The organism is Halogranum gelatinilyticum (genome assembly GCF_900103715.1).
Taxonomy (GTDB): Archaea; Halobacteriota; Halobacteria; order Halobacteriales; family Haloferacaceae; genus Halogranum; species Halogranum gelatinilyticum.
Window position 1 is genome coordinate 369,842 of sequence record NZ_FNHL01000002.1, and the last position, 24,926, is coordinate 394,767.

Annotated in this window: 28 protein-coding genes and 1 tRNA gene; 8 read left to right on the plus strand and 21 right to left on the minus strand. The window is 62.5% G+C overall.

Annotated features, from left to right (window positions below):
* Positions 1-84: 84 nt before the first annotated feature.
* Together BLR57_RS08440 and BLR57_RS08445 are read right to left on the minus strand one after the other, a co-directional pair.
* Positions 85-393 (minus strand): DUF7977 family protein, encoded by a 309-nt coding sequence (locus BLR57_RS08440; RefSeq protein WP_089696647.1) that lies wholly within the window; start codon positions 391-393, stop codon positions 85-87.
* Positions 383-1,423, minus strand: a complete 1,041-nt coding sequence (locus BLR57_RS08445) for a zinc-binding dehydrogenase (RefSeq protein WP_089696650.1) — start codon at positions 1,421-1,423, stop codon at positions 383-385. The genes BLR57_RS08440 and BLR57_RS08445 overlap by 11 nt, the downstream gene beginning before the upstream one ends.
* A gap of 137 nt (positions 1,424-1,560) precedes the next feature.
* Here BLR57_RS08445 and BLR57_RS08450 point away from each other — a divergent pair, with 137 nt between their 5' ends.
* Together BLR57_RS08450 and ilvD are read left to right on the plus strand one after the other, a co-directional pair.
* Positions 1,561-2,190, plus strand: a complete 630-nt coding sequence (locus tag BLR57_RS08450; protein WP_089696653.1) for a MogA/MoaB family molybdenum cofactor biosynthesis protein — start codon at positions 1,561-1,563, stop codon at positions 2,188-2,190.
* A gap of 110 nt (positions 2,191-2,300) precedes the next feature.
* Complete coding sequence (ilvD, locus tag BLR57_RS08455; RefSeq protein WP_089696656.1) at positions 2,301-4,049, plus strand: dihydroxy-acid dehydratase; 1,749 nt, start codon at positions 2,301-2,303, stop codon at positions 4,047-4,049.
* Positions 4,050-4,087: 38 nt separating this feature from the next.
* Here ilvD and BLR57_RS08460 read toward each other — a convergent pair whose 3' ends face one another.
* The 3 genes from BLR57_RS08460 to BLR57_RS08470 all read right to left on the minus strand — a co-directional run bounded on the left by BLR57_RS08460 (position 4,088) and on the right by BLR57_RS08470 (position 7,144).
* Positions 4,088-4,828, minus strand: coding sequence for a DUF8071 domain-containing protein (locus BLR57_RS08460; RefSeq protein WP_089696659.1), 741 nt, complete (start codon positions 4,826-4,828; stop codon positions 4,088-4,090).
* A 66-nt stretch (positions 4,829-4,894) separates the two neighbouring features.
* Complete coding sequence (locus tag BLR57_RS08465) at positions 4,895-5,857, minus strand: WD40/YVTN/BNR-like repeat-containing protein (RefSeq protein ID WP_089696662.1); 963 nt, start codon at positions 5,855-5,857, stop codon at positions 4,895-4,897.
* A 189-nt stretch (positions 5,858-6,046) separates the two neighbouring features.
* Positions 6,047-7,144, minus strand: a complete 1,098-nt coding sequence (locus tag BLR57_RS08470) for a tyrosine-type recombinase/integrase (protein WP_089696665.1) — start codon at positions 7,142-7,144, stop codon at positions 6,047-6,049.
* Positions 7,145-7,666: 522 nt separating this feature from the next.
* Between BLR57_RS08470 and BLR57_RS08475 the strand changes: the two genes are divergently transcribed.
* Entirely contained in the window at positions 7,667-7,921 is a 255-nt protein-coding gene (locus tag BLR57_RS08475) for a winged-helix domain-containing protein (RefSeq protein WP_089696668.1), read from the plus strand.
* 199 nt (positions 7,922-8,120) lie between these two features.
* Entirely contained in the window at positions 8,121-9,347 is a 1,227-nt protein-coding gene (locus BLR57_RS18885; protein ID WP_139173297.1) for a DUF6414 family protein, read from the plus strand.
* 119 nt (positions 9,348-9,466) lie between these two features.
* Here the strand turns inward: BLR57_RS18885 and BLR57_RS08485 are convergent, their stop codons facing one another.
* The 16 genes from BLR57_RS08485 to BLR57_RS08560 form a co-directional block, all read right to left on the minus strand.
* On the minus strand, positions 9,467-10,465 hold the full coding sequence (locus BLR57_RS08485; RefSeq protein WP_089696674.1) for a hypothetical protein: 999 nt from the start codon (positions 10,463-10,465) through the stop codon (positions 9,467-9,469).
* Positions 10,466-10,652: 187 nt separating this feature from the next.
* Positions 10,653-10,799, minus strand: coding sequence for a hypothetical protein (locus tag BLR57_RS19330; RefSeq protein ID WP_170830592.1), 147 nt, complete (start codon positions 10,797-10,799; stop codon positions 10,653-10,655).
* On the minus strand, positions 10,792-11,619 hold the full coding sequence (locus BLR57_RS08495; protein ID WP_089696679.1) for a DUF8125 domain-containing protein: 828 nt from the start codon (positions 11,617-11,619) through the stop codon (positions 10,792-10,794). The genes BLR57_RS19330 and BLR57_RS08495 overlap by 8 nt, the downstream gene beginning before the upstream one ends.
* Positions 11,616-12,194, minus strand: coding sequence for a DUF8063 family protein (locus BLR57_RS08500; protein WP_089696681.1), 579 nt, complete (start codon positions 12,192-12,194; stop codon positions 11,616-11,618). The genes BLR57_RS08495 and BLR57_RS08500 overlap by 4 nt, the downstream gene beginning before the upstream one ends.
* A 48-nt stretch (positions 12,195-12,242) precedes the next feature.
* Complete coding sequence (locus BLR57_RS19335; RefSeq protein WP_170830582.1) at positions 12,243-12,410, minus strand: hypothetical protein; 168 nt, start codon at positions 12,408-12,410, stop codon at positions 12,243-12,245.
* The gene (locus BLR57_RS08505) at positions 12,410-13,756 is read right to left on the minus strand and encodes an Env/VP5 family phage fusion protein (protein WP_139173299.1); all 1,347 of its coding nucleotides are present in this window, start codon (positions 13,754-13,756) and stop codon (positions 12,410-12,412) included. Before BLR57_RS08505 ends, BLR57_RS19335 begins: the two co-directional genes overlap by 1 nt.
* 162 nt (positions 13,757-13,918) lie before the next feature.
* The gene (locus BLR57_RS08510; RefSeq protein WP_089696687.1) at positions 13,919-14,317 is read right to left on the minus strand and encodes a DUF8023 family protein; all 399 of its coding nucleotides are present in this window, start codon (positions 14,315-14,317) and stop codon (positions 13,919-13,921) included.
* Complete coding sequence (locus BLR57_RS08515) at positions 14,317-14,682, minus strand: hypothetical protein (RefSeq protein ID WP_089696690.1); 366 nt, start codon at positions 14,680-14,682, stop codon at positions 14,317-14,319. Before BLR57_RS08515 ends, BLR57_RS08510 begins: the two co-directional genes overlap by 1 nt.
* 281 nt (positions 14,683-14,963) lie before the next feature.
* Positions 14,964-15,758 (minus strand): hypothetical protein, encoded by a 795-nt coding sequence (locus BLR57_RS08520; protein WP_089696693.1) that lies wholly within the window; start codon positions 15,756-15,758, stop codon positions 14,964-14,966.
* Positions 15,759-15,798: 40 nt separating this feature from the next.
* The gene (locus BLR57_RS08525) at positions 15,799-16,221 is read right to left on the minus strand and encodes a type IV pilin domain-containing protein (protein WP_089697633.1); all 423 of its coding nucleotides are present in this window, start codon (positions 16,219-16,221) and stop codon (positions 15,799-15,801) included.
* Positions 16,222-16,448: 227 nt separating this feature from the next.
* A complete protein-coding gene (locus BLR57_RS18890; RefSeq protein WP_139173301.1) occupies positions 16,449-18,236 on the minus strand; it encodes a hypothetical protein in 1,788 nt (595 codons plus the stop codon).
* Between the two features lie 648 nt (positions 18,237-18,884).
* Positions 18,885-18,955, minus strand: a tRNA-Pro gene (locus tag BLR57_RS08540).
* A 109-nt stretch (positions 18,956-19,064) separates the two neighbouring features.
* Positions 19,065-19,931: an RNA-guided pseudouridylation complex pseudouridine synthase subunit Cbf5 gene (locus BLR57_RS08545; protein WP_089696699.1), complete on the minus strand. Its 867-nt coding sequence runs from the start codon at positions 19,929-19,931 to the stop codon at positions 19,065-19,067.
* 2 nt (positions 19,932-19,933) lie between these two features.
* The gene (cmk, locus tag BLR57_RS08550; protein WP_089696703.1) at positions 19,934-20,512 is read right to left on the minus strand and encodes a (d)CMP kinase; all 579 of its coding nucleotides are present in this window, start codon (positions 20,510-20,512) and stop codon (positions 19,934-19,936) included.
* A gap of 215 nt (positions 20,513-20,727) precedes the next feature.
* The gene (locus tag BLR57_RS08555) at positions 20,728-21,642 is read right to left on the minus strand and encodes a DUF106 domain-containing protein (protein WP_089696706.1); all 915 of its coding nucleotides are present in this window, start codon (positions 21,640-21,642) and stop codon (positions 20,728-20,730) included.
* A 172-nt stretch (positions 21,643-21,814) separates the two neighbouring features.
* Complete coding sequence (locus BLR57_RS08560) at positions 21,815-22,441, minus strand: adenylate kinase (RefSeq protein WP_089696709.1); 627 nt, start codon at positions 22,439-22,441, stop codon at positions 21,815-21,817.
* A 234-nt stretch (positions 22,442-22,675) separates the two neighbouring features.
* Between BLR57_RS08560 and BLR57_RS19340 the strand changes: the two genes are divergently transcribed.
* The 4 genes from BLR57_RS19340 (at position 22,676) to BLR57_RS08575 (ending at position 24,888) form a co-directional block, all read left to right on the plus strand.
* Positions 22,676-22,822 carry a hypothetical protein gene (locus BLR57_RS19340; protein WP_170830593.1) on the plus strand — a complete coding sequence of 49 codons (147 nt, stop codon included), beginning with the start codon at positions 22,676-22,678 and terminating at the stop codon, positions 22,820-22,822.
* Entirely contained in the window at positions 22,822-23,817 is a 996-nt protein-coding gene (locus BLR57_RS08565) for a YeiH family protein (protein ID WP_089696712.1), read from the plus strand. Before BLR57_RS19340 ends, BLR57_RS08565 begins: the two co-directional genes overlap by 1 nt.
* 69 nt (positions 23,818-23,886) lie before the next feature.
* Complete coding sequence (locus BLR57_RS08570) at positions 23,887-24,300, plus strand: DUF7975 family protein (protein WP_089696715.1); 414 nt, start codon at positions 23,887-23,889, stop codon at positions 24,298-24,300.
* A gap of 153 nt (positions 24,301-24,453) precedes the next feature.
* A complete protein-coding gene (locus tag BLR57_RS08575) occupies positions 24,454-24,888 on the plus strand; it encodes a universal stress protein (RefSeq protein ID WP_089696718.1) in 435 nt (144 codons plus the stop codon).
* The last annotated feature ends 38 nt before the right edge of the window (positions 24,889-24,926 follow it).

Sequence of the window (24,926 nt, forward strand, 5' to 3'; positions counted from 1 at the left end):
GTGTCCCATGCCGTCCGGCTACGCACCGCTTAAATCTCGAAAACAGGTGGTAGGGAGACCCTACCGGCGTCTTCCGCGGTCGACTCAGTCGCGACCGTTCGTCGCGGCCGTCATCGTCCAGACGGCCGTCAGTCCGAGCAAGAGAGCCGGAATCATCGGCAGCGCGAGGAACGCCGCGAGATACGGGATGCCGAACGACGCCGGGATGCTCGGGAAGACATAGATGAGACCGGGCACGACGAGAAACGAGAGGACGACGATGGCGACGAGTATCCACCCTTGCCCGCCGAAGCTGCCCGCTGACTCCCCGTCGTCGCCGACGGTCTCGTCCTCGCCGGGGCGGTGGACGTATCCCCCGTCGCTCTCCGCGTCCGTGTCGGTCTCAGAGCTCACTATCGGGGATTACGACCACCTTGCCAAAGCCCTCACGGTTTTCGATCATCTCGTGGGCGCGCTCGGCCTCGCTCATCGGCAGCGTCTCGCGGACGCGCGGCTCGAAGGTGCCGTCCCAGACGAGTTCGAGCACGTCGTCGACCTGTCCGGGCGTCGCCATCGTCGAGCCGATGACCGACAGCTGGTTCCAGAAGATGCGGTTGAGACCCGCGTCGGGGTTCGGTCCCGTCGTCGCCCCGCAGGTGACGACACGGCCGCCCTTCGCGAGGCTCTTCAGGGAGTCTTGGTACGTCGCCTCGCCGATGTGGTCGACGACGACGTCGACGCCACGCTTCCCCGTCAGCTCCTTGACCTGGGCGGCGAAGTCCTCGTCCTCGTAGTTGATGACGTGGTCCGCGCCGCACTCGCGGGCGTACTCCAGTTTCTCGTCGGTCGAGGCGGTCGCGAAGACCTCTGCGCCCGCGTAGTCGGCGATCTGGACGGCCGCGTGGCCGACACCGCCGGACGCACCGAGGACGAGCACCTTCTCGCCCGCTTCGAGGCCCGCGCGGTCGACGAGCATCCGCCACGCGGTCTGGAAGACGAGCGACGCCGACCCGGCGACCTCCCAGTCGACGTGTTTCGGCACTTCGACGAGGTTGGCTTCGGGGACGACCGCTTCTTCGGCGTGGACGCCGCGGACGTGTTCGCCGATGATGTGGAAGCGGACGCAGAGCGACTCGTCGCCGTCACGGCAGAACTCACACTGCCCACAAGCGACGCCCGCGCTGACGGCGACATGGTCGCCTTCTTCGAAGCGCGTCACGTTCTCGCCGACGGCTTCGACGACGCCCGCCGCGTCGCTGCCGGGGATGTGTGGCATCTCCAGGTCGACACCCGGCAGCCCCTTTCGTGTCCAGATGTCGAGATGGTTCAGCGCGCCCGCCTTGACGTCGACGAGCACCTCGTCGCGGCCCGGTTCGAGATCGTCGAACTCGTCGTAGGTCAGAACGTCGCGGTCGCCGTGCTCCGAGAACTGAACTGCCTTCATGTACTGTCCCGGTCCACCCGGTGGTGTAAAACCCTGATGTTCGTGGAACGACTTGCAGCCTTTCGACGTCTGTCGAGAGAGCGGAGCGGAAGTGAACACCGGAGAGGTTTTTCCGCACGCCTTCCGAAGCGACGGCCATGACTGACCACGACCACGATGGCCACAATCACGACCACGGCGAGGAGAACGACCACAGTCACGAACACAGCGGCCACGGCCACGGTGACGATGAAGGGGACGACCACGGTCATCACGACCACCACCACCACGACGTCGACACCGTCGGCTACGGTATCGTCACCGTCTCCTCCTCGCGCTCGCTCGACGACGACCCTGCGGGCGACGCCATCGCGGCCGCTGCCGAGACCGCTGGCGGCGAGGTCGTCGTTCGCAACCTCGTCCCCGACGACTACGACAAGGTGCAGGCGGAGATTCACAACCTCGTCGGCCGCGGCGACGTCGACGTCGTCGTCACCACGGGCGGTACGGGCGTCACCCCCGACGACGTGACCGTCGAGGCGGCCAACCCGCTGTTCGAGAAGGAACTGCCCGGGTTCGGCGAGCTGTTCCGCCAGCTCTCCTACGACGAGATCGGCACGAAGGTCGTCGGGACGCGAGCCGTCGCTGGCGTCGCCGACGGCGTCCCGGTCTTCTGTCTGCCTGGCAGCGAGAACGCTGCACGGCTCGGCATCGAGGAGATCATCGTCCACGAGGCGAGCCATCTCGCGGGGTTGGCGGGGCGCGAGGAAGACGAGAGCGAGGAGTGAGGCGGCGAAGAGTGAGACGGCGGCAACGAGAGTGAGGCGTACACTACCGGTTCGACAGCAATCCTTGTCGTGTCGCGTCCATTTATCAGGCTCCGTAGCAACTTCCGACTATGAGCAACCAGCAGACGTCCGAGGAGCGAGACCCCTTCTCGGGCGGCAAGGACCCGCGACTCCGCAGCACCGAAGTCACAGAGGGTGCAGAACGCGCCCCCCACCGTGCGATGTTCCGCGCGATGGGCTTCGACGACGAGGACCTCTCGTCGCCGATGGTCGGCGTCGCCAACCCGGCCGCCGACATCACCCCGTGTAACGTCCACCTCGACGACGTCGCACAGGGTGCCATCGACGGCGTCGACGAGAGCGGTGGGATGCCCATCGAGTTCGGTACCATCACCATCTCCGACGCCATCTCGATGGGGACCGAGGGGATGAAAGCCTCGCTCATCTCCCGAGAGGTCATCGCCGACTCCGTCGAACTCGTCGCCTTCGGCGAGCGGATGGACGCGCTCGTCACCGTCGCCGGCTGTGACAAGAACCTCCCCGGCATGATGATGGCCGCCATCCGCACCGACCTCCCGAGCGTCTTCCTCTACGGTGGCTCCATCATGCCCGGCCAGCACGAGGGCCGCGAAGTGACCGTCCAGAACGTCTTCGAGGGCGTCGGCACCTACGCCGAGGGCGACATGAGCGCCGAGGAACTCGACGACCTCGAACGCCACGCCTGCCCCGGTGCCGGCTCCTGCGGTGGGATGTTCACCGCCAACACGATGGCCTCCATCAGCGAGGCACTCGGTCTCGCGCCGCTCGGCTCCGCCTCCGCGCCCGCCGAGTCCGAGGAGCGCTACGAGGTCGCCCGCCGCGCCGGCGAGGCCGCTCTGGACTGCGTCGAGAACGACCGCCGTCCCTCCGACATCCTCACGAAGAAGTCCTTCGAGAACGCCATCGCCCTCCAGGTCGCCATCGGCGGCTCGACCAACGCCGTCCTCCACCTGCTCGCGCTCGCCGCCGAGGCCGGTATCGACCTCGACATCGAGGAGTTCGACGAGATCTCCCGGCGCACGCCGAAGATCGCGAACCTCCAGCCCGGCGGCACGCGCGTCATGAACGACCTCCACGAGGTCGGCGGCATCCCGGTCGTCGTCCGCCGACTCGTCGAGGCGGGGCTGTTCCACGGCGACGCGATGACGGTCACCGGCCGCACGGTCGCCGAAGAACTCGACCAGCTCGACCTGCCCGACGACGAGGACATCGACGAAGACTTCCTCTACACCGTCGACGAACCGTACCAGTCAGAGGGAGCCATCAAGATTCTCACCGGCAACCTCGCACCCGGCGGCGCGGTGCTCAAGGTGACGGGCGACGACGCGTTCCACCACACCGGTCCCGTCCGCGTCTTCGAGAACGAGGAAGCGGCGATGCGCTACGTCCAGGAGGGTCACATCGAGTCCGGCGACGTCATCGCCATCCGCAACGAGGGGCCGCGCGGCGGTCCCGGGATGCGCGAGATGCTCGGCGTCACCGCCGCTGTCGTCGGTCAGGGCCACGAGGACGACGTGGCACTGCTGACCGACGGCCGCTTCTCCGGGGCGACTCGCGGACCGATGGTCGGCCACGTCGCGCCCGAAGCCGCCGACGGCGGCCCCATCGCCCTGCTCGAAGACGGCGACGAGGTCACCGTCGACATTCCGAGCCGAACGCTGGAGGTCGACCTCTCGGCAGACGAACTCGAAGCCCGCCGCGCCGAGTGGGAACCGGCGGAACCGAAGTACACGACCGGCGTGCTGGCGAAGTACGGCATGATGTTCGGGTCGGCGTCCAACGGCGCGGTGACGAATCCCGGCGTCAAGAAGGACGACTGAGCGGGTCGATTCGATTCGATTCGGTTCTCGCTGTTTTCTCAGGCCGACTCCGACAACGCGAGCGACTCGTGTCGCGCTGTGAGCACGCCGAGAACTCGTCGAAGACTCACGCCCAGGAGGAAGCCAGCAACGCCGAGCGGGACGCCGAACGAGACGCCGAGTATCGCCCCGATCTCGAGTGCCGAGGGCAGTGAGACGACCTCGTTGTAGTGGTGGTAGGCTGGCGTCGTCCCGTAGCGCGTCGTCCCGAGTCCGAAGACGGGCGCCGCCACGAGCAGGACGGTCGGCACCAGCCCGGAGTTGAACGCGGCACTCGTCGCGCCGATGCCGACGAGGACGCCGCCAGCGACGAACAGCAGCCAGTTCGGGTCGGTCCCGGTCCACGTCCCGACGAACCACGCCTCGACGGCGTGGTAGCCGATTCCCGTGCCGATCCACCACGCCGTCGCGAGCGCGAGGACAGGTGCGAGCAGGACGGTGAGAAACGTCACCTCGACGCGCTGGCCGAAGAGGAATCCACCGAACGCCTTCGCCAGTCGGCGACCCCGGTCGCTCGTCGCGGCCGTTCCGGTCGCACCGAGCACCGTGAGTAGGCCGCCCGCGAGGAGCGATGCGATTCGGACGGCGAGCCACCGGAGCTGTCGCCAGCCACCGGCGGCGGCGTGGCCGACGGCTGCGAGCTGTCGGCCGAGCCACTGGCCGAGGCCTCCGAGTCGATTCGACGCGAGAGAGCGGATCGAGACGTCAGAACGGCTGTCTGTCTCTGGTGTGGAGGGCATCGTTGACTCGCTCTCGGCGATCTGTCAAAAATATGTCGGTGGTTTATCACCCACAGTATCGGCCGACTACAGCCGGAGCAACAGGTCGGCGACGCCGGACGCCTCCGCCGTCGCGTCGCTCACCGGTAGCTGTCCCGCGGCGTCGAAGCCCGGCCCGGAGAGTATCGTCCCGTCGGCACAGCCCGCGAGGACGGTCGGCCCGGCGGAAGCGAAGGAGACTGCGAACCGCTCGCCGACCTCGGCGACACCGGGGTCGTCGCTCGCGACGTCGCCGACGTAGATCGCCGCGTCGGTGCCGTCCGACGGCTCCCCCGGCGACGACCGGTTCAGACTCGCGTAGAGTCGCCCGTCGTTGACGAATACCGAGCGGGCGTACGGCCGGTCGCCGGTGTGCAGTCGCGCCCAGTGGTCGCCAGCGTCGCGGGTCCGGTAGACCCCACCGCCGGTCGCCGCGAGCCAGTGGTCCGGGCCGACGCTGACGAGGCGGTGGACGTCGTCGCTCCGCTCTGGCGCTTCGGGGTCGTCGACCCGGAGGTCTCCCGAGACGTCACGCCAGGTCTCGCCGCGGTCGTCGCTGACGGCGACGCCGCCGCGTTCGAGACCGACGACGAGACGGTCGGGAGCGTCGGGATGGCCAGCGAGCGCGTTGATTCGCGCCCCGTCGCGAGAGGAGTCCGTCGGCGACGAGTCGGTGTCCGAGACGTCGGCTACAGGGTGCTCGGTCCACTCGCCGCTCGCGTCGTCGCGGCGGAAGATCGTCGGCGTCGCTGTCGACCCGGCAACGTAGAGCGCGTCGCCGAGCGGGAGCACGTCTCGAGCGTCGGCAGCGAGGTCGCAGTCGGTCCACTCGGTCCAGTCGCTCTCGCCCGTTGCGTGGGAGACTCCCGACTCGGTGGCAGCGTAGACACCACCCTCCGGTCCCTCGCGGAGCCGCCGGGTCGCGTGGGGAAGGACCCGTTCGACGCCGTCGTCGAAGGGTGGAAGCGGTGTGCGAAACAGGCCCGCTGATGTGGCGGCAAGGAGATGCATACCGAATCCATAGTGATAGGTTGCTTATGTTCGTCGGTTTCCTCATCGAGAGAGGTGGCGAGAGCTACTGTGACGCGTCGGCGAGCTAACGGCTCAGGCGTATAGCTTCCGTGAGAAATTGAGTGGGACCGCCGAGGTACGCGAAACGAGGCTTTCGAGGACCCACCGGCGAGCGTAGCAACGACATGATCACTCGTCCTCCCCGTCGAGCCGGTCGAGGTGAGACCGCCGACTCTCCATCCGCTTCAGGAGATCGGGCTGGTCGTAGTGGTCGCGGATGACCTGGGGCGTCGCGTTCACCCGCTCGGCGAGCTGCTCGATCGGCCAGCCGCAGTCGAGGTGATGCGTAATCGCACCCGTCCGAACCCGATGCGGAGAACGGGAGCTGGGACACCGCGACTCGTAGGGCGAACGACGCGCCTCGCACGACTCGATCTCCCTACCGTGCGGGCAGCCGTGGCCGAACCGGCACGGTTGGGTCATGATGTTCATGCGCGAGCGGAGCGCGCCCTTCGTCATCCGGCCCTCACCCTTCTTCGTCGAAAAGAGTGGTTCGCGCCCGTCCTCGTCGCGACCAGCGACACGGTTCACGCGAATGTACTCGTCGAGGAAGTCAGCGACCTCCTCGGAGATGGCAACCGGACGCTCGCCCTCCTCCTGATTCTTCAACGGCGTCGACGAGCGGTGACGGAAATAGATGAACGGGATGGAGACCTCTTCGAGGATCTCGTCGTCCACGTCGTCCTGGTGGCGGAGGCGTTCGAGGTCGTCCTCGGAGAGGTAGCAGTCCTGCACGTCGAGCGACCGGAGGCCACCGAGACGAGCGCAGGTGTGCCAGGCGAGCAGGAACAGCGCGTGGTCACGCGAAGCGCGACGGTAGCGTTTGAGGTCCTCGAGCAGGACCTCGGCACGCTCGGTCGAGAGTTTCTCCTCGTTCGTCCGGTCCTTCTTGGTGAGCTGTGGGACGTCGACCTTCAGCGGGAGTTCCGAATCCACCGCCTCGATGTCGGCACAGAACGAGATGAACTGCCGAAGCGTCCCGAGCTGGTTATTCAGCGTCGACTGACTGAGGTCGAGGGAGCGACGGTGCGAATCGTACTTGAACATATCACGGCCAGTGAGGTCGTTCAGGTTGTCGAACCCGTTCTCCTCGCACCATTCGACGAAGGTATTCAGTCGGTAGAAGTACGATTGAAGCGTCTCCTCTGCACGCTCGGAACGCTGGCGATCGAGCCACATCTCCATCGCCTCGCGCGGGTGCAGTGGCTTCAGCTCGGTGTCGCTCATTGGACACCTCCGCGTGTTCTACTTTCGGTCCATTCGCTACGCTTACGGTATGGGGATTGGTATCCTGTCATGGCTTCCATCTTGGAGCCGCGGTCCGGGGCGGGGGCACTGATCTTGGTAGTGAGGTTGCCCCCGCAGGGGACCGTCAGCCTGTCGACTGTTTGTGCCGCGCTGGTTAAATACGCCATCCAGATGCGCGGAGTGAAAGTGGCTGTATCGGCGAAAGTGAAACTCGGCGAGTCGGTACTATCCGTTCGTGCGAGGTCTTCAAGACCCCGTGGCGTGTCTGCTTTCATGCTTCCGTACCCTGTTTACGGGAGCCACAGCGGGCCAGTGGTGCTACACTGGGTCCGCTCAGTTTCTCATCGACCAGACTTTCTGGCAAATCGTAGCTTCCGTTATCAGTCTCTTGAGACGAGCGGCGTAATAAAACTGTCCGTGAATACGTCCATATGGACTTGTTTGTGTCCAGCAACCAATAGTACCGATTTTATTATACAACGAGGGTGAGTAGAGTAGACAATGCGACCGAATCGGCGGGACGAGGCGATTCTGCAGTTCCTCGCCGACAAGGATATCGCTCTCCCGCCGACGCCGATCTACGAGAATCTTCGTCTGGAGGGAGCGACGTTCTCACAGCGTACTGTTCGTCGACGGTTGAAGCAGCTCCACGAGAACGAGTTCGTCGAGAAGATTCTCGGGGAGAAGGGTTACTACCGAATCTCGGAGAAGGGTCGAGCGTACCTCGCTGGGGAACTGGACCTTGCGGACACCTGACCACACCACCCTTCACCCCCATTGAGGGGGATTCGGGCGGGCGGTCGGGTGGCAGTTAGAGTTTCTGGCAGGGTTTTCGTTACGCCGTAAAGAAGGAGTAGGGATTGTCGGTCTGTTGAAATCCTCCGAACCAGACATTATCGGCGTGCTAAAGATCCTTCCATATTTTTATCAGCTTAGATGATGTTGCACTGTGTGAATGAATGAATCCCGCCAAGATTCGAGTCCACAGAAAAGAATCATTTTTGTATTTATCACCTCTGTCTTTGTATCGCTCTCAACTTTAGAAATTTCTTCATTTGGTTCTGGAGTACTATTCCTCTGGGTCTTACTTTTGGCCTTACTTGGGTTTATTTTCGCCACCAGTTTGGCCGAAGATTTGAGAGATATGTTTTCTGGAGGCAAAGAAGAAAAAGAAACGGAAACTGAGAACCCAGAAAATAGTGATGACCAACTTAGAGAGTTTATATATCTCGATTCTCTCTCAATACAAAGTCTCCTTGCATCTATAGAATTTGGCACACCCGAGTCAGTCAGAGAGTTATCAGAACGGTCTCAGACAAAACAACAAACGACCACTACATCTGCTAATGTCAAAGCTTCTGAGGTTGGAAAAATAGAGGGTGGGTTCAGTATGTCTAACTCTGAGACAGGAAAGGAAGTTCTGGAGACAAATAAAAGAATTCACGATCAACATAGGTTCAAAGAGCTATACTCTAATTTGGAAGACAGAGGAAAAATAGATGTTCTACCGGCAGATTGGAGAAACAACCCGGATGATTACAATCTTGATTCTTCAGAGATGGATATTGTTGAATTCAGAGGAACTGCCCAAACAGACCCTCTCTATCGCATGATGAATGTTATTTCTTTAGTAACTCGGTCAATATCTCTGCTCACACCATACCTTGATGTTGACGACCCAGAAAAACTTGAGAACATCAACCAGGATACTGTTGAAGAAGTACGCGATGCCGTCTATGGAAACCAAATAGGTCTAAAAGTCGATGTTTCAGATAGTGACCTGAACTATGTGATGGCATTAGATGATGACAAGCTGTGGATAGATAATCCTCGAAGAGAATTCTCAGGATCAAAGGAGTACACCGTTTTAGGTCGTGTCATTGGTGTTGTTGGCGAAGATAATGACTGGGACTATATCGACGTATTCCGTGTGACTAGTACTGTACTGGGAGACGAATCGATGTCAACTATTCGTGAGGTCATATCAGATCTCATCGAGTTGGTTGACGGATTTGACAAGGAGGTGCCAGTTCCGAATTTCTCCGAAATGGACATTGAGAACATGTCTGAAGAAGTTGATGAAAACAAATCAATGCATACTATAAAAATAGATATTGAGGATAAAGATATGTCTGTTGAGGGACCTGCTGTTATTGTTGATCCGATTGCAGTCTATTGGTAGGTATCTGGTCAAACATCGTGGTTAATAACCAATCTACTATAATCTCTTGACCGCGCGCTGAATTGAGCAGAGCTCAAGTAAACTACCAGCGGATGTGGATTTTCAACAGAGTCAAGATTCTAAGACTCGGCAGGGCCTTGACTCTTGAGCGTGCGGAGCAGTTGCGCCGCGTCGAGGTCACGAGCGAACAGCTCAGGCTGTAGGTTCCAGTCCCACGGCGCGAGGTCGTTCGGGTCGTACTCGGAACTCGTCGCCTCGATCGGCTCCAGCGACCCACCGAACAGCGCCCCACTCGGCCGGTCCGAGTCAGGGTTCCAGCCGGAGAAGAAGTCGACCGACTCCTTCGAGTTCTTGAAGAACGCTGTCGTCGTGAGCCGCTTCATCTCCGGGTGAAGGTCCTTGCCGGTGTGGCCGACGACCGCGCACACGTCCGTCCCGATCTTGCCCATGCGCTTGGCGAGTGGCGTCCACTGGGAGGCCACCTCGTAGGAGTTCGTTCGAGCGTCGAAGTGCGTCGAGCCTTCGTCGACGAAGACGAACTTCGGCACGTCGCGGTGTTCGAGCAGCGCGACGGTGAGGTCGTGTGCCGACCCGACGAACACGTCGCAGAGGTCCCACGAGCGCATATTCGAGAGAACGAGGTAGTTCTCGCCCATCTGGATTTTCCGCATCTCGGCGATGGTCGACATGGTGTTGGTCTTCCCGGTCTTCGGGTTCCCGATGCCGGTGACGAACGAGGTCGCGCCGTCGTTCTCCAGCCGGTCGAGGATGCGGAGCGGGAGCGTCATCGAGGAGGCGTCGAGGTCCTGCTCGGTGACGCCGACCAGGTGCGACGCGACCGACGAGTTCCCCTGGTGAACCGCGTCGGTCATCACGTCCGTCGAGTTCTTCCGCGCGAGAATCTGTCCGAGGTCGTCGTCGAAGAACGAACTCACGTCCGTCTCTACGTCTTCGTCCAGGGCTTCCGGTTCGAAGATGGATTCGACGAACGACAGGGCGGTTCGGTCCTCTCGATTCGAGGTCACGACACCGTGACGGTGCGGGAGCGCCTCGCCGTCGATCCGACCGCGCAGCTGCTCTCTGAGCTTCGCCATCGTGAGCAGGTGTTCGTCAGTCATCGATCTGAGTCCTCCCCGCTTGCGGACAGCGTGACACCCTTCGCGAGCATCCAGTTGAGAACACCGGCAGTGATGACTAAGAGCGCGGGAGACGCGACAAGAGCACTGTCTTGGCCTTGCTCAATGACCTTCATCGTCACTCCCGTCGCGAGTAGAATCCAGGTCGCACCCAACACACTCCGGTCAGTCATCTGTTCGCCTCGTTCTTGGTTCTGGACTCGTGATTAGTAGGGTAATCACGGGTACTCGGTCGCATTTCGCGCAGGAGTTGCACACCGACCAGCAGCGCGAAGCTCCCCAAGACGAGCAGGGCAAGCACGTCGAGGTCAGTCATCGGCGGGAGCCTCCGGTTGGGCAGCGTCGGCAGAGTTCGTCGACGGGCTGCCGTTCTCTTCCATCTTCTCGACCATCTCCGAGAGGTTCCCGAGCGGGTTGTTCTCGTCCGTGTCGTCGAGGTCGCGCTCGATGCCGAAGTCTTCGAGTGCCGACTCGATAGCATCGTCCAGGCCCTCACCTTCGTCCGGCAGCGAGCCGCGTTTGAACGTCGAGACCACGGACATGGTGGCCGAGCGAGCCGCTTCACGCACGACGGACCACGCTTGCGACTTGAGCGCGAATCCCTCCTGGGCGTCTTTCTCGAGCTGGCCGCGACAGCGTTGGACTGCGTGGAGCGATGCGAGCAGCTCTCGATCAGTGAGCGTTCCACGCCACGTCCCCCGGAGAGTTCCTTCGTCCTCGTTCACGTCGCGAGCGAAGACGAGCGTCGGGTGTATCCAGTCGAGCGCGCCTTCGACGACCTCGAGGTCGCGGAACTCCTGCGAGGAGACCTGAAAGACACCCGCGCCGGATGGGTCCGCCGCGTCCACGTCGACGATGGTGATGAGCGACGGGTCGAACAGCATCGAGCGAACCCGCCGACCGAACGGCTTGCCGACCAGGGGCGTCAGAACAGCGACGGAGATCCCGACGATTCGCAGGTTGCGCGGAATCTCGACACCGAGCAGCGAGCCAGCGACGAAGACCAGGAGGCCAACGCCCCCAAGAATCCACATCCGGTTGTCGACGCACCAGACGGCCAGCTCGTACCACGAGGTCGAAGGGTCCTCGGTCGGGTTGTCGGCTTGCTCCCGTGGAGCGAGGTCAGCGTCACTCATGCCAACCGCTCCAGTCCGAGGTTCGATCCAACCTTGGCAGCGACGGCCTCGTCAAGGACGGCGATTACGATGGCGAGCGCCCCGCCGATGGCAGCGTCACGAACGTCCGTGCCGTCAAAGGGGCCGCCGATCAGGGAGGAACTCGTCTCGACTTTGACCCAGGCGTACTCGTTGTTCTCGATAGAGCCGGGAGTCGTAAGCGACAGTGCCGGATTCGACGAGTCTTGTACGTTGATTCGCACGACGTTCGTCCCCTTCGAGAGACGTTTTCTGACGAGTGTGCCCGTCCCAGTTCCTGACGAGTCGGAGGTCACGGCCTCGGTGACGGTGAGTAGCGTCGGAGCCTTCGCCTCGATCGTGAGCCGGAACGTTCCGTCCGAGTAGTCCCACTCGGTGATGCGAGTCAGCGGCCCGATTACTTGGACCGTCGAAGCGTTCTGATCGGGAGACGAGGTTACGGTCGAGTTCGGCGTCGACGTGGTGGTCGAGGTCGTCGACTCTTGCGCCGCTGCGGGAGCCGTCGCGACGAGCGCGAGGAACAGTACGACAAGCACAGTTCGGTGGTTGGATTTCATGACCGAAGGGACAGGAGGGGAATCGAACCCCTCAGAGACACCAGTCTGTCAGGGTGCGAGGGCGTCGAGCGCGATGCCCTCGAGGAAACTCACGAGCCAGTCATAGCCCATCCCGAGAACGTCGATTCCCAGGAACTGCAGTGCCGCCACCACTAGGACGACACCAGCGATCTGGCCGAGAGGGACAACACGGAAGATGAGCCAAACGAACAGCATCAGCTGTCCTTGTTGGCATAGACGGCGATGGCAGCCACCGCGACCAGCGCGACGACGATCTTGTTCGAGGTCCAACCGCTGGAGGCCCCACCACCGGAGGATTGGGCCTCTTGCTGCTCCTCGTAGAGCTTGGTGAGCTGGTCGATCTGCTCCTCGAGGTTGCTCACGTCCGTCGTCTCGTAGACGTGTTTCACGATGGTCGTGTTGGACACCGATTCACCGGTCTTCGTGTTGACCGCTGAGGTAATCTCGAACGAGGTCGCACCGGAGATCTCGTCGAGGTCCTGGATGTAGGCCGACTGATTCGAGTCAGCAGGCTGGACCGCCATCACGAAACGACCGCTGTAGTCTGCGAGCGTGTACGTGACATTGTTTTCGAGCGTCGAGAGGTCGTCGGCAGTGTAGTAGAGGGTGCCGTCGAGCGTCTCGATCGTCCCTCCCGTCGAGTTGTAGACCTCGATGGTGTGCGAGGCCGTGAGGTTCCCCGAGTAGCCGAGCGCGGCCATCTGGTAGGCAGCGAAGCTGTACGCTCCGGTGCTGTTGTAGGCAGTCGCACTCTGAACACCGATAGTGAACGGGTCGTAAAGGTCCGAGACGTTCAGCTCACCAGCGTTGTATTGGTTGTAGATTTCAGTAGCGAGCGTGTCGGTGTTGCTCTTGGCCCATTCGCTCTGTTGGACGATTTCGTGCCAGACGTCGGCGTAGCCCTGAGTGTCGACAACGACCTTCTCAGTGCCCGTCGAGTTGACGTAGCGAACCGGCTTGTAGGCGCGGTAATCGGGGCTGGGGTCGCCCATGTAGTCGTTCCACGCATTAGCAGCGGGAGAACTGACGGGATTACTGTTGAGAGGCATGATTTTGTACGTGTAGTCCGGCTTGGACGTGACGTACAGGTGAGTCGTTACCTCGGAGCCGTCGACGAGGGTGTGGTTGTCCTCGCGGAACGATTCGGTGTACATATTGTCGCCCCCGGCGGTGGAGACGCGCAGCCACGTAGCAGAGTTCGCGTCGGAGACGTTCTTCATGTACATGGCGGCCTGCATATCCGTCTCGAAGCGGTTCAGCATATTCTCCTGAATAGTGGCGTAGTACGCTTCGACGGTGTTGGTGGCCTTCTCCTTGGCGACGGTCGCGTTGTCGCCGTCGTTCATGGACATGATGATGGTCTGCTTAGCCTGCATCATGGCCTGTGCGCGGGTGTCTTCGAGGCGGTTGGACATGGCCGTCGTGTACTGCTCACTGGACGACTCTTGTGTTGCCGCGAGAGCGTCGAGGTTCGCCCGCGTGTCGGCGGGTGGGTCGTCGGGGTTGAATCGACACTCACCGTCAGCGTTCGGGCTAAACATACCACGGACGAACGCAGCGGTCATGCTGTCGGCTGCGTCACAGTCTTGGAAGATAGCCGCCGAAGCCGGACCAGTCGCGCCGCTCGAGACGAGCAGAACGACGAACAGGGCAGCGACCGCTTTCCTTGCTATAGTTGTCATGAAGTGTGGAGAGAGGGTTGTTTACCGGACTGCGACGGCCCACGACACGAGCGTAGCCAGGAAGGCCAGCTGCATCCCGAGCGGATCACCGATTCCGGTGAGGAAGTCTGCGACCTCGGTGACGTACTCGTAGCCGAGGATGACACCAGGGCCAGCGAGGATAGCGATCTTCTCCCAGTCCTCGTACCGCTCGAAGGACTTGGTTTCGCTGGACATGAACGCCACGAGGAACGCACCGAGCGATACGATGATGCTGTGAGTCCCGGTCAGGGTGTAGTTCGACAACCAGACGAGGGTGATGTCGGAGATCCCCCCAAACTGGTAGAGACTCGCCGCGATGAACGCCACCGACAGCGTGGCCGGGAGCGTCTTCAGCTCGCCGTAGTTCTTGAGGAACGACGACTTGTAGGAGGTCGCCATCAGTTGTCCCCCAGAACAGCGACTTGGAAGTCGTAGGCTTCGCGTTCGTCGCCGTCGTCCGTTTCGTACTCGTAGGAGTCGGTACTCTTGCGAATCCCGATCGTGTCTCCGGGGCCGACGTCGGCCGCGTCGAGCTTGCGGTCGATCGTCCCGTTCGACCACATCTTGCAGAGTTGACCGTCGGGACGGGTGAGGTGCAGGACGTTGTTCTTGTACTTGCCGACGCCGCGCTCGATGTGCCGAACTTCGGCCACGAGGTCCTCGCCGGGCTGGAGTTTGACTACCGGAACGTCGTCGTTGTCGTCGTCGTTCGGGACGCTGACGGGAGTCAGATCGTCGAACGAAGGCGTATCGTTGCTAGACATGATACAGATGTATCTAGTCGAGGGGCCACTAGAACCGCAATCCGGCCTCGGTGGAAGTATCTCTTGAGAGGTATCGCCGGTTCACTACGACTGTGCCAACAGCGGCAGCTCACGATTCTAAAACGAGAGAGTAGCCGCGGACCGGGTAAGACCGCGGCCGGTGTCTCGGAGAGAACAGGGCGAGTCTATTCATCCCTCGCCCGTGCGATTCGCACGTATTACCTGTTCGTGGTCTGACGACCACGAGGTAAAATCGTTCTACAGGCTCTTTACCCTTCCGTTCACGCGAATCGGCGTGAAACGCCCAAGTTGCGTGCCGCCTCAGCCGACACCACGACATTGCTACCATTAACCCGAACCGGGGCGTCGGCAACGTCGGCAAGGAAGTTCGCGAGTTCCGAAAGATACTGCTCACACCTCGATTCACGGAATGTCACCGTATCCTTGTCCTCGAACTGGTGGCCGCGATTCTGGAGATAGACCTCGGCGAACCGACGTCGAACTCCCGTAGAGGCACTCGGTAACCAGATGGGGAGTGTCAGCTTCGTGTCTGAATTCTTTACCCCGATCGGCGCACCGAGGACGTGCAGTAGCCGACCGAGGACAGAGGCATCCTGGCCTGGCACGACCTCAGTCGCGCGACCTGTCCCACGCTCGACAATCTTCGCGCTGACGCCAACCTCTTCAAGTGTGCGCCGAATCACTGACTGTTCCTCGCGAGCGTTCGTCGAAAAGTGCGGCACCCAGCGGTCGTTGATAGACCCTCCAGAAAACACCCACGCGACAAGTTCGACCATCGGGCCGAACATCCTCGAGTCGGCTTCAAGCGGTAGCCACTCGCGGCCCACCGCTGCGTCGATACCTCGGACTGCGTCAGGTTTCGCGCCGTCCATCCACGGTCGGATACGACTACGGGGCAGGTCAACACGCGTCGAAACGGCTTGACTTCCTTTGTTCGGATGCTTTGATGCGTAGCGCATTACGCGACGGTAGTCTTCGACACAGTCGTAAGGGTCGGCGTATCCCGGCGTTTTGTAAGTTCGTGCGAGATCCTGTTCGGTAGCGATGTAACTCATGAGGGTTGTAACATTACAAAAAACGGATTAGTTTGCCAGTTTAGCCCTGGTAGGTGCTAGAGGCGACAACCTGACCGTCGACGACGATACGAGTCGTGTCACCGCTGGCGTATGCGTGGTCGATTGTGACCGTGTTACCGACAGTCAACTCGCTACCAAGATCGGTACTCGATACGTCAGTAGTACCGTCTTCAGTGATGATGGTGTAGGTTGCCGACGTTGGGATAGGGTCGCCACCCTCATGGGTGACTACTGCACGGTCAACGTCGCCGTCATCATTAGTGTCAACGTAGTCAAACGACAGACTTGCCTGCGGCGACGTATCATTCACGGAGTCGCCCAGACCGAGGACGAAGGTCCCGATGACGGCCGCGAGAATGACCGTGATAGCGACCATAAGGATAACTCCAATAACGGGCGATACAGCGCGATCGTCTTGTGTAAACAGCGATTTGAGGTTCATTTTATTCTCTCCGACACCTTTCCACATTGGGGATGCACAGTCTTTGCCCGGTGGCGACATCGCGCCTAACGTGCGATCTGTCGCGATCTCCAAGATATGTGGTGTGTCTGTAAGAGTAGAATGTCAGCAAAGGATATAAACTTTGCTCCGAGATGTATCTGAAGTTAAATAACTATGTCTAAGGCTCACATATCTCTCGCTGTGGAGACAACTTCGAATTCGACAGATCACCACGAGTAAGAAGGTTCAACGGAGCCAGTCTGTCGGTCCCGTTCAGCTGGATGCTTCATGCACTCACGATTTAGATCGTAGTAGTCCTCAACGTGGAGCACACTGTCGGCAGACTCTGGTCTGTCGAGACCGTGAGTTTCCACCAGATGTCGGGCCATCCAGACAGTGTCGTGAGTCGCAGTACGGCACTCCGAACAGCGCCACACCTCACCTGTACGGAGATCGTGACGAAGCCGTGTTTCGTCGAGGATCTGTTGAACGGGTAATTTCAGAGGGACCATATCGACACCACCGCCACCGGGTTGGTGTTCCTCACCGTCGCGGTCGACGATGGCAACGAGTTCCCACTCGTCGGAGGAAATGGGTCGACGGAACGACTCGGGTTCTGGTTCTTGGCCGTCGACGACCTCACGCACAATCGGGGCGTGAATCGGGTCGATCATCAGCTCACCGAGGAGGTGTGGAATCAATACGGGACTGGGGTCGTAGAGTTCGAGGTACTCCTCGACTTTCGAGCGGATTCGAGCACGAGTAGGTAGTTCTCCGATAGACGCCGCTTCTTTCGCGGACGGCCAGCGTTCGCTCAGCGACAGCACTCTGTCCTCCGTATCATCATCAAGAGCAGCAGTGAGTTCCTCGTCTGAAATTGGTTCATCGAGCTGTGTTTGATCGACGGACCAGCCGGAGCCACAGCAGGAACACACCACGTCGAGACCGTTGCCGTCGTTCCATTTCACGTCCTCACCGTGAGCTAGTGTTTGGCGAGACTCGGGATGTTCAGCCCGCTGTTCACAGGCGTCGGCTTTGACGGCGGAGGTCACAATCTTCGAGCGCGAGGTTCGGCGTCGAGCAGCGGACCAGTAAATCGCACCCCACGCTAGGTACTCGATGGGCTTGTCGAGGAGATCCTCGGTGTAGCCACCCATGTACGTCGCGAGGTACGAACCCATGTTGCCCACGTCAGCGTTGAGACTGATGCAGCCGTGGGAGTCTTCGAGATAGTCGACGTTCCGGTAGTCGTGTGCGTCGAAGGTGGCGTACTCGCACTCAGCGACGTGTTTGTCGACGACCCGCTCGAACTCGGGACCCACGGCTTCGAGGTTGAGGTCAGTCGCTTCGAAGTAGACGCCGACGTGAAGGTGAGTGTAGCAGGCGTTCATGCCGGGTGAAGCGTCAGGGTCAGCGGCGTCACCGACACCGTGTGGTTCCGCCTGGAGCCAGTACCCCCAATCGTCGGCCTCGAGGCCGAGATGGTACTCCATCGTGTTCCGCAGAGTGTCGCGGACGCCGTTGTACGAAAACGAGTCGTGAAGTGCGTCGGTGTGTTCGACCGGCGGAATGCGGTTTCCGCCGGGAACCGACGAGCCGGTGAGAGTCAGCATAGCCGTCGCGGGTGATTCCCATGCAGCGACGGCCTCTCCTCCAGTTGGCCGGTCGCCACCGGCCATCTGTCGCTGGAGTGCGAGCGCGCGAGCGTACTGTTTCTTCGAGTATTCTTCACCCCAGGCGTCAGCGAGCGGTACGTCGAACTGGTCGCCGTCACCGGTCGCGAAACGTGCGAGCAGTCCTTCGTACTTCGTGTGCGCGGTGAGGAACGCGGAGAGTGCGTCAGCCCATGTGGCCGCGTCTCGCCGAGCGAGTTCCGACACTTGAAAACTACCCTCTGTCGGCTGGTCGGATTCAACCATCACGTCGTGCCACTCTGCTTCGGTGACGATCCGGCGGAGCTTCCGGCCGTGCGTGCGGGAGATCGGGAGGTCAGCTAAGTGCGGGTACTCGTGCATGAACTCGATTACACGCTCGTGGACCAGCTTGTCGTAGTCGTCCTCTCCGATTCGCTCGTTTCCGCCGGTTACAGAGTTAGTCTCCTTGGAAGGCCGAGAGGCAGCCCCGTTGTCCGATGTGGACGAACCGGCGGCTCCAGGGCTTTCAGTGTCACTCACTGGAACCACCGTCAGAGAGAATAAAATCGCTCAGACGCCGCTGTGGCTCGCTCGTTGCCCCCTCACTCCGCTCGGGGGCTGCGGACCGGCTTCCGGGTCGACCCGCGAGGGGTCGCTTCCGGCGGGCAGCCGAGGGCGGGCGCTCGGGGCACTCGCGCCCGCCGAGAACCTCGGCGGCCTCTCCGGTCCTTGCGGTGGTTTCGGAGACAGCGTGGAAGGCCCACAGGAGAGAGGTGAGACGATGGTCGACGGGTTCGCCTCGATCGAGGACAGGAACGCGGTGACAGGAGAGACACTCGCGGTACTTGGCCCGTCGTTCCTGGTGGTCGACGAGGCACGTTGAGTGACAGCTGTGGCAGCGATATTCGAGCAGTCGCCACCCGACAGTCGGCGAGTTCGCACTCGCCATTTAGCACACCCCCCAAACGTCGATTTCGGTAGAGAGGGTACTCTCAGCTTTTGGATGTTGACGACCTGTAAAATTTAGTATGGGACCGCCGAGATTCGAACTCAGGTCCTACCGACCCCATCGGCAGAGGATACCACTACCCTACGGTCCCTTGGTGTCTGCTGTTTTTCCGCATTACAGGCGACGGCCGACTGTCGTTTAAGGGCTTCGTTTCAGTCGTCAGAGCGACAGCCGGTGCCACGCGTCACTGGTGATTCGGCTCAGACCAAGACGCGTTCGAGGCGGACTACTTCGCCCGACTCGGCGTCGGGATCGCCGACGAGTCGGCCGAGACAGACGACCGCGTCGTCGGGCGTGTAGCAGGCGACGAGCGCGTCGTCTGCGATGCCGTCGTCGGTGTCGATGACGCCGGGCGCGTAGACCTGCGCGCCGTGGGCGACCTGCTCGGCCGCGCTCGGTGCGATGGTCACACGAGGGAGATGCGTCAGGCTGCGTTCGGCGGGCGCGACGACCTCTCGGAGCAGTTCCTCGTCACCCTCTTCGGCGAAGGCCAGCGCGTCCGTGAAGTCGTGGAGGTTCACGAGGTCGGTGTCGTCGAAGGGGTCCGTCCGGGTCCGGCGGAGATGGCCCATGTGGCCGCCGGTGCCGAGTGCCAGTCCGAGGTCGTGACACAGTTTGCGGATGTAGGTGCCGCTCTCACAGCCGATGCGGAGCAGGACCTGTTGGTCCTTCACCTCCAGGACCTCCAGCTCGTGGACCGTCCGCGTTCGCAGTCGTCGGGAGACGGCACTCTTGCGCGGCGGTTTCTGGTAGAGTTCGCCTTCGAACTCCGCGACGACGCGTTCGAGGTTCGTCGGCACGGGACCGTGGAGTTCGAGCACGGCGACGTACTCCTTCGAGCCTTCGAGGAAGACCTGCGCGAGCCGTGTCGCATCCCCGAGGAGAACCGGCAGACAGCCCGTCACCTTGGGGTCTAACGTCCCGGCGTGGGCTGCCTGCTCGACGCTGGCGAGATCCCGAACCCAGCCGGAGACCTGGTGGGCGGAGGGACCCGGCGGCTTGTCGAGGTTGACGACACCGAAGTTCAGGAGTTCGTCGACGGAACGCTCCTCGGGTGGTCCGCGCATGGTTAGAAGTCGTAGACGACGCCGTCGACGGGTGCTTTGCCTTCGTCGCTGTCGGGGTCGTAGGAGTCGACGGCCGTGGTGAGCATCCCGAGGACGCCTTCTGGACTCCAGCGAGCGGTGTTGTAGACGATGTCGTAGATCGAGCGGTCGTCGATGTCGATGTTGTAATACTCCCGGTAGCGCTTGGCCTCGCTGGCCTCGCGGCGGTCAGTCTCCTCGCGGGCGACGTCGACGGGCTTGTCCTCGCGGTCGGCGATGCGCTCGGCGCGGATGTTGAGCGGCGCGTCGAGCCAGATGCGGATGTCGGCCTGGTCGGCCGCGAGCCAGCCCGCGAGCCGCGATTCGAGGAGCACGTCGTCGCGCTCCTGGGCGATCTCGTACAGCCGTCGGTCGAGATCGCGGTCGATCTGGTCGTCCTCCTCGGCGAGTTCGTTGAACTCGACGGGGGTCATGTCGCGCTCGGCGGCGAGCTCGCGGAAGATGTCGCCACCGGAGATGTGTTCGAGACCGAACGCTTCGGCCAGGGCGGCCGCGGTCGTGCTCTTCCCGCTGCCCGGCGGGCCAGAGACGGTCAGTAACATACGGTAACTGCGGCGGTATCCTTCAAAACGGTTGTCGTTGCGTCAGGGGATGGCCCGTGCGAACGCACCACGCTGTCCGCGAGCGTCGTCGACTCCGGCGCGTTCGGAGGGGAGTGTACGGTTTGCAACGGAAACGTGCTCTCGTCGACGGCGCGGACTGCTGGCTGCGGCTGTCGGCACTCGGCGTCGGAGAGACGAAAGAGGAGAGACCGCGGTTAGCTCGTCGACGGCGTCGTCGAGATGTTCAGGCCCTTGCGGATGACCTGCGTGAACGCCATCGAGCAGAGGAAGTACCAGACAATCCAGGTCTGCATCGGACCGAGGATGCCTTCCTTCCAGGTGACCTCGCCAGCGAGCGGCAGGACGAGGTTCCCGAGGTCGACGTGGACCGGGTTCCCGCCGATGCCGATGGCCCAGTACATCCAGAGGAACACCGGGATGGTGAGGAACATGATCCAGACCATCGGGCGGAACTGCTCTTTGAACATCCCCATCTGGTCGCCCATCGCCTCCATCTGCTCCTCTTGGATCTGTTCGAGGGCGGCGTCGTCACCGGCTTCCTTGGCCTCTTTCCGGCGCTCTTGGATGTCCTTCATCCGCTCTTGGTACGCGCCCATCTTGTCCATGTTCATCAGGTTCGCCTGCAGGAGCGTCGAGTACAGCCCCGTCCCGAGTGCGAGCACCATGACGACGGCGTAGAACGGCAGCACCTCGGCCAGCGGGCCGAGGATGATGTCCATCACACCGCCGATGACGTTGCGGACCTCCGTGAGCGAGTAGCCCGCGAACAGGCCGACGGTGACGAGGGCCGCGCCCTTGTCGTACTTCGACCAGCTCGTGCCCTCGACGTCGTCGACGCCCGAGGAACCGGAGCTCGAGGACCCGTCGTCGGACTTCTCTTCGAGACCCTCGCGGGTGGCGTCGACGTCGGCGAGCGCGAAGCCTTCGTCGCCGTCGACGAGGACGCCCTTCTCGATGAGCCGACCCCACTGCCCGCTCGACAGGTCGTTCTTGACGTCGACCCACTTGATCTCGCCGTCCTCCGAGCGGTCGAGGACGGTCTCGATGGCCCCTCGCATCTCCGGGTCGTCGGAGACGAGCGACCGAACCTTCGCTTCGATACGTGCCATTACCCTCCTTTAGCAACCACCGTTTATCAAGCTTTTACTCTCGCTGCCGCTGACGCGCCGCTCGCGATGGGGCTGATACTGGTGCTGACGCTCACGAGCGGGAGAAAAACGGGAGATGAGTCGAACTGTCGAATCGGCGGCGCGACGAGGCGGTGTCGGCGGCGCGACCCGTTCAGTCTCGCAGTTCGGTCGCGAGCTCGTCGAAGACCTCGTCCGGCGTCCCCTCGCCCTCGACCTCGACGAGCGTGCCCGTCTCACGGTAGTGCTCGACGACCGGCGCGGTGTTCTCGTGGTAGACGCGGAGCCGCTCGCGGACGGTGTCCTCGGTGTCGTCGTCGCGCTGGGTCAGTTCAGCACCACATTCGTCGCAGACGCCCTCTTCTTCGGGCTGGTCGAACTCGGTGTGGAAGGTCGCGCCACAGTCCGGGCAGACGCGGCGGCCGGTGAGGCGGCGGACGAGTTCGTCCTCGTCGACGGCGAGATAGAACACGTAGTCGAGCTCGGTCACGCTGTCGAGATACTCGACCTGGTCGAGGTTACGCGGGTAGCCGTCGAGGACGTATCCGTCGGCGTCTTCGAGGGCCGTCTTGACGATCTCGTTGACGACCGGGTCGGGGACGAGTTCGCCCGCGTCCATGAACGAGGCAGGTGTCCCGTACTCGGTCTCCATGTGCTTGTTCGCACGGAGCGCGTCACCCGTGGTGACGTGTTCGAGGTCGAATTCGGCGGCCAGTCGCTTGCTCTGCGTTCCTTTGCCGGCTCCCGGCGGTCCGAGCAGGAGTACGTGTTCGTTGCTCATGTCTCACCCGTCCCACTCCGGGCTTAAAATCTTGTAGAAACGCGCGGCTTTGTCGACACGGCCGTCCGTCACACTGTGGGCACGGGAATCCAGTAGAAATCTCCGCTATCACTGTCGGCTCTCTCGCCAACCGCCGACCGAATCCTGTCGATTCGGCCGCGAACCAGCAACACTCGCTGCTACTCGTGACAGAGAGCGATAGGTTCAACTGCGGCCTTCGGGAAACACCACCAAATGGCGACCGACAACTCCTCGGTACGACACGTGGACGGTCCGGCCGGGTCGGTGGTCCGCGCGTGGGCCGCCCTCGACCGCGGCTGGCAGGCGACGGTGCTCGGTATCGGCGTGGTCGGTGGAACCGTCCTTCTGCAGACACTCTGATGGCGACGGCGACCGCGCTCCGTGAGCGGCTGCCCGGTCTGGGGTTTCTCGTCGTGCTCGCGGTTCTCGCACATCTCCTCGCGGGCGTGCTTCCCGCGCTCAGCCCGCTCATCGTCGCCGTCGCCCTCGGCGCGCTCGTCGCCAACACGCTCGGCAAGCCCGACTGGGCCGCGCCGGGCATCGGTCTCGGCTCGCTCTCCTTGGAGACGGGCATCGTCCTCCTCGGTGCGAGTGTCTCGCTCGCGGAGGTCCGCGCGTCCGGCCCGCTCGTCGTCGGTCTCGTCGTCGTGACGGTCGCCGCGGGCGTCCTCAGCGTCGAACTGCTCGCACGCCGCGGCTTCGGTCTCCGCGACAAGACCGCCTCACTGTTGGCCGCTGGCTCCAGCATCTGTGGCGTCTCGGCCGCCGCGGCCGTCGCCGGAACCATCGACGCCGACGGCGACCAGCTGACCCACGTCGTCGCGACCATCCTGCTCTTCGACGCGGCGACGCTCCTTGCGTTCCCCGTCGCGGGCGACCTGCTCGGTCTCACGGGCAAGCAGTTCGGCATCTGGGCGGGACTGTCGATGTTCTCGACCGGTCCCGTCGCAGCCGCCGGATTCGCCCACTCCGCCGTCGCGGGCCGGTGGGCGACGGTGACCAAGCTGACCCGCAACTCGCTGCTCGGTGTCGTCGCGCTCGCGTACGCGGTCCGGTACGCCACGGGCGACACGCGAAGCCCGGAGTTCCGCCGCATCGTCACGGAGTTCCCGAAGTTCCTCGTCGGCTTCTTCCTCGTCGCCGCCGTCGCCAACGCGGGGCTGCTCTCCGACGGCACGCTGTCGACCATCGACATCGCCGCCGACTGGCTCTTCACGCTCGCGTTCGTCGGACTCGGCTTCGACATCCGGCTGGCCGAGATGCGCGACACCGGCCTGTCGCCGACGCTCGTCGTCCTCGTCCATCTGCTCGTCGTGAGCGGCGTGACGCTGCTCGCGGTGACGACGCTGTTCTGATCGAGTGACGAGTCGCCGCCCGCGACCGAGGCCGCCCCGCTTTTCAGTGGTCTCCGCGTAGGCACGGCCATGACCCGATTCGAGGCCGACACCCCGGCCGAACGCCGGAAGCTCTTCGCCGACGGTATCGTCGCCCACCGCAACCGTGGCAGTGCCTATCTCACCATCGAGGCCGACCCCGACCCCGACCTCGACGGGACGGACGACGACGGCGACCCGCTGCCGACCGCGTGGGTCCAGTTCTCCGAGAAGACGTTCAACCTCGACGTGACCGACGAGGAGCTGGAACGGCTGAAGGCGATGCTGCAGGAGTTCCCCGAGTTCCGCATCGACCAGCTGGAGAGTCCCGAGACGGCCGAGGGCACGAACGTCCGGGTCTCGGCGCGTTCGGACGCCAACCGCCTCTCGGCGTTCGTCGACCGCACGTTCCAGGAGGTCTACGGCCGCGACGAGGACTACCGGGCGTGGGTCGTCGCCCTCTGATTCGTCACCCGTTTACCCCTGCACAGATGTCGGTAAGGGAACGAACTAAGAGTGGTCGCAACATAGCGACTCGTATGAATCCCGTACGGAAAGTCACACAGACGTTTCTAAACCGTCCGTTCACCTCGTTCGACAGTGGAGGAGGTGGGACCCATGGTTAGGCAGCTCTTCGACGTTCCGCTGCTTCCCGTCGCCAATGACGACGACGCCGTCACCACCTGCGACGCGGCTCTGCCGTACGTCGCCGACGCGGACGGCCGCGCCCTGTTCGTCCACGTCGTCGAGAAGGCCGGCGGCGCGCCGGACAAGGCGTCGGTCGAACAGCGAGAGGAACTGGCCGAGGAGCTGTTCGAACTCGTCCGCGAGCGGGCCGAAGAGGCCGGCGTCGATGTCGAGACACAGCTGCTCTACGGCACCGACATCGGGGAGACCATCCTCGACGCCGCCCGCGACGCGGACGCGAGTTCCATCGTGTTCACCCCACGTGAGGGCAAGAAGTGGTGGGACATCTTCGGCCACGACGCCCGCGACACGCTCGTCGACGACAGCGACCGACCGGTCGTCGTCCTTCCGGGTGGAGACGAATGAATGGCGAGACCCCCTCGTTACCCACGGCCGCCGTCCAC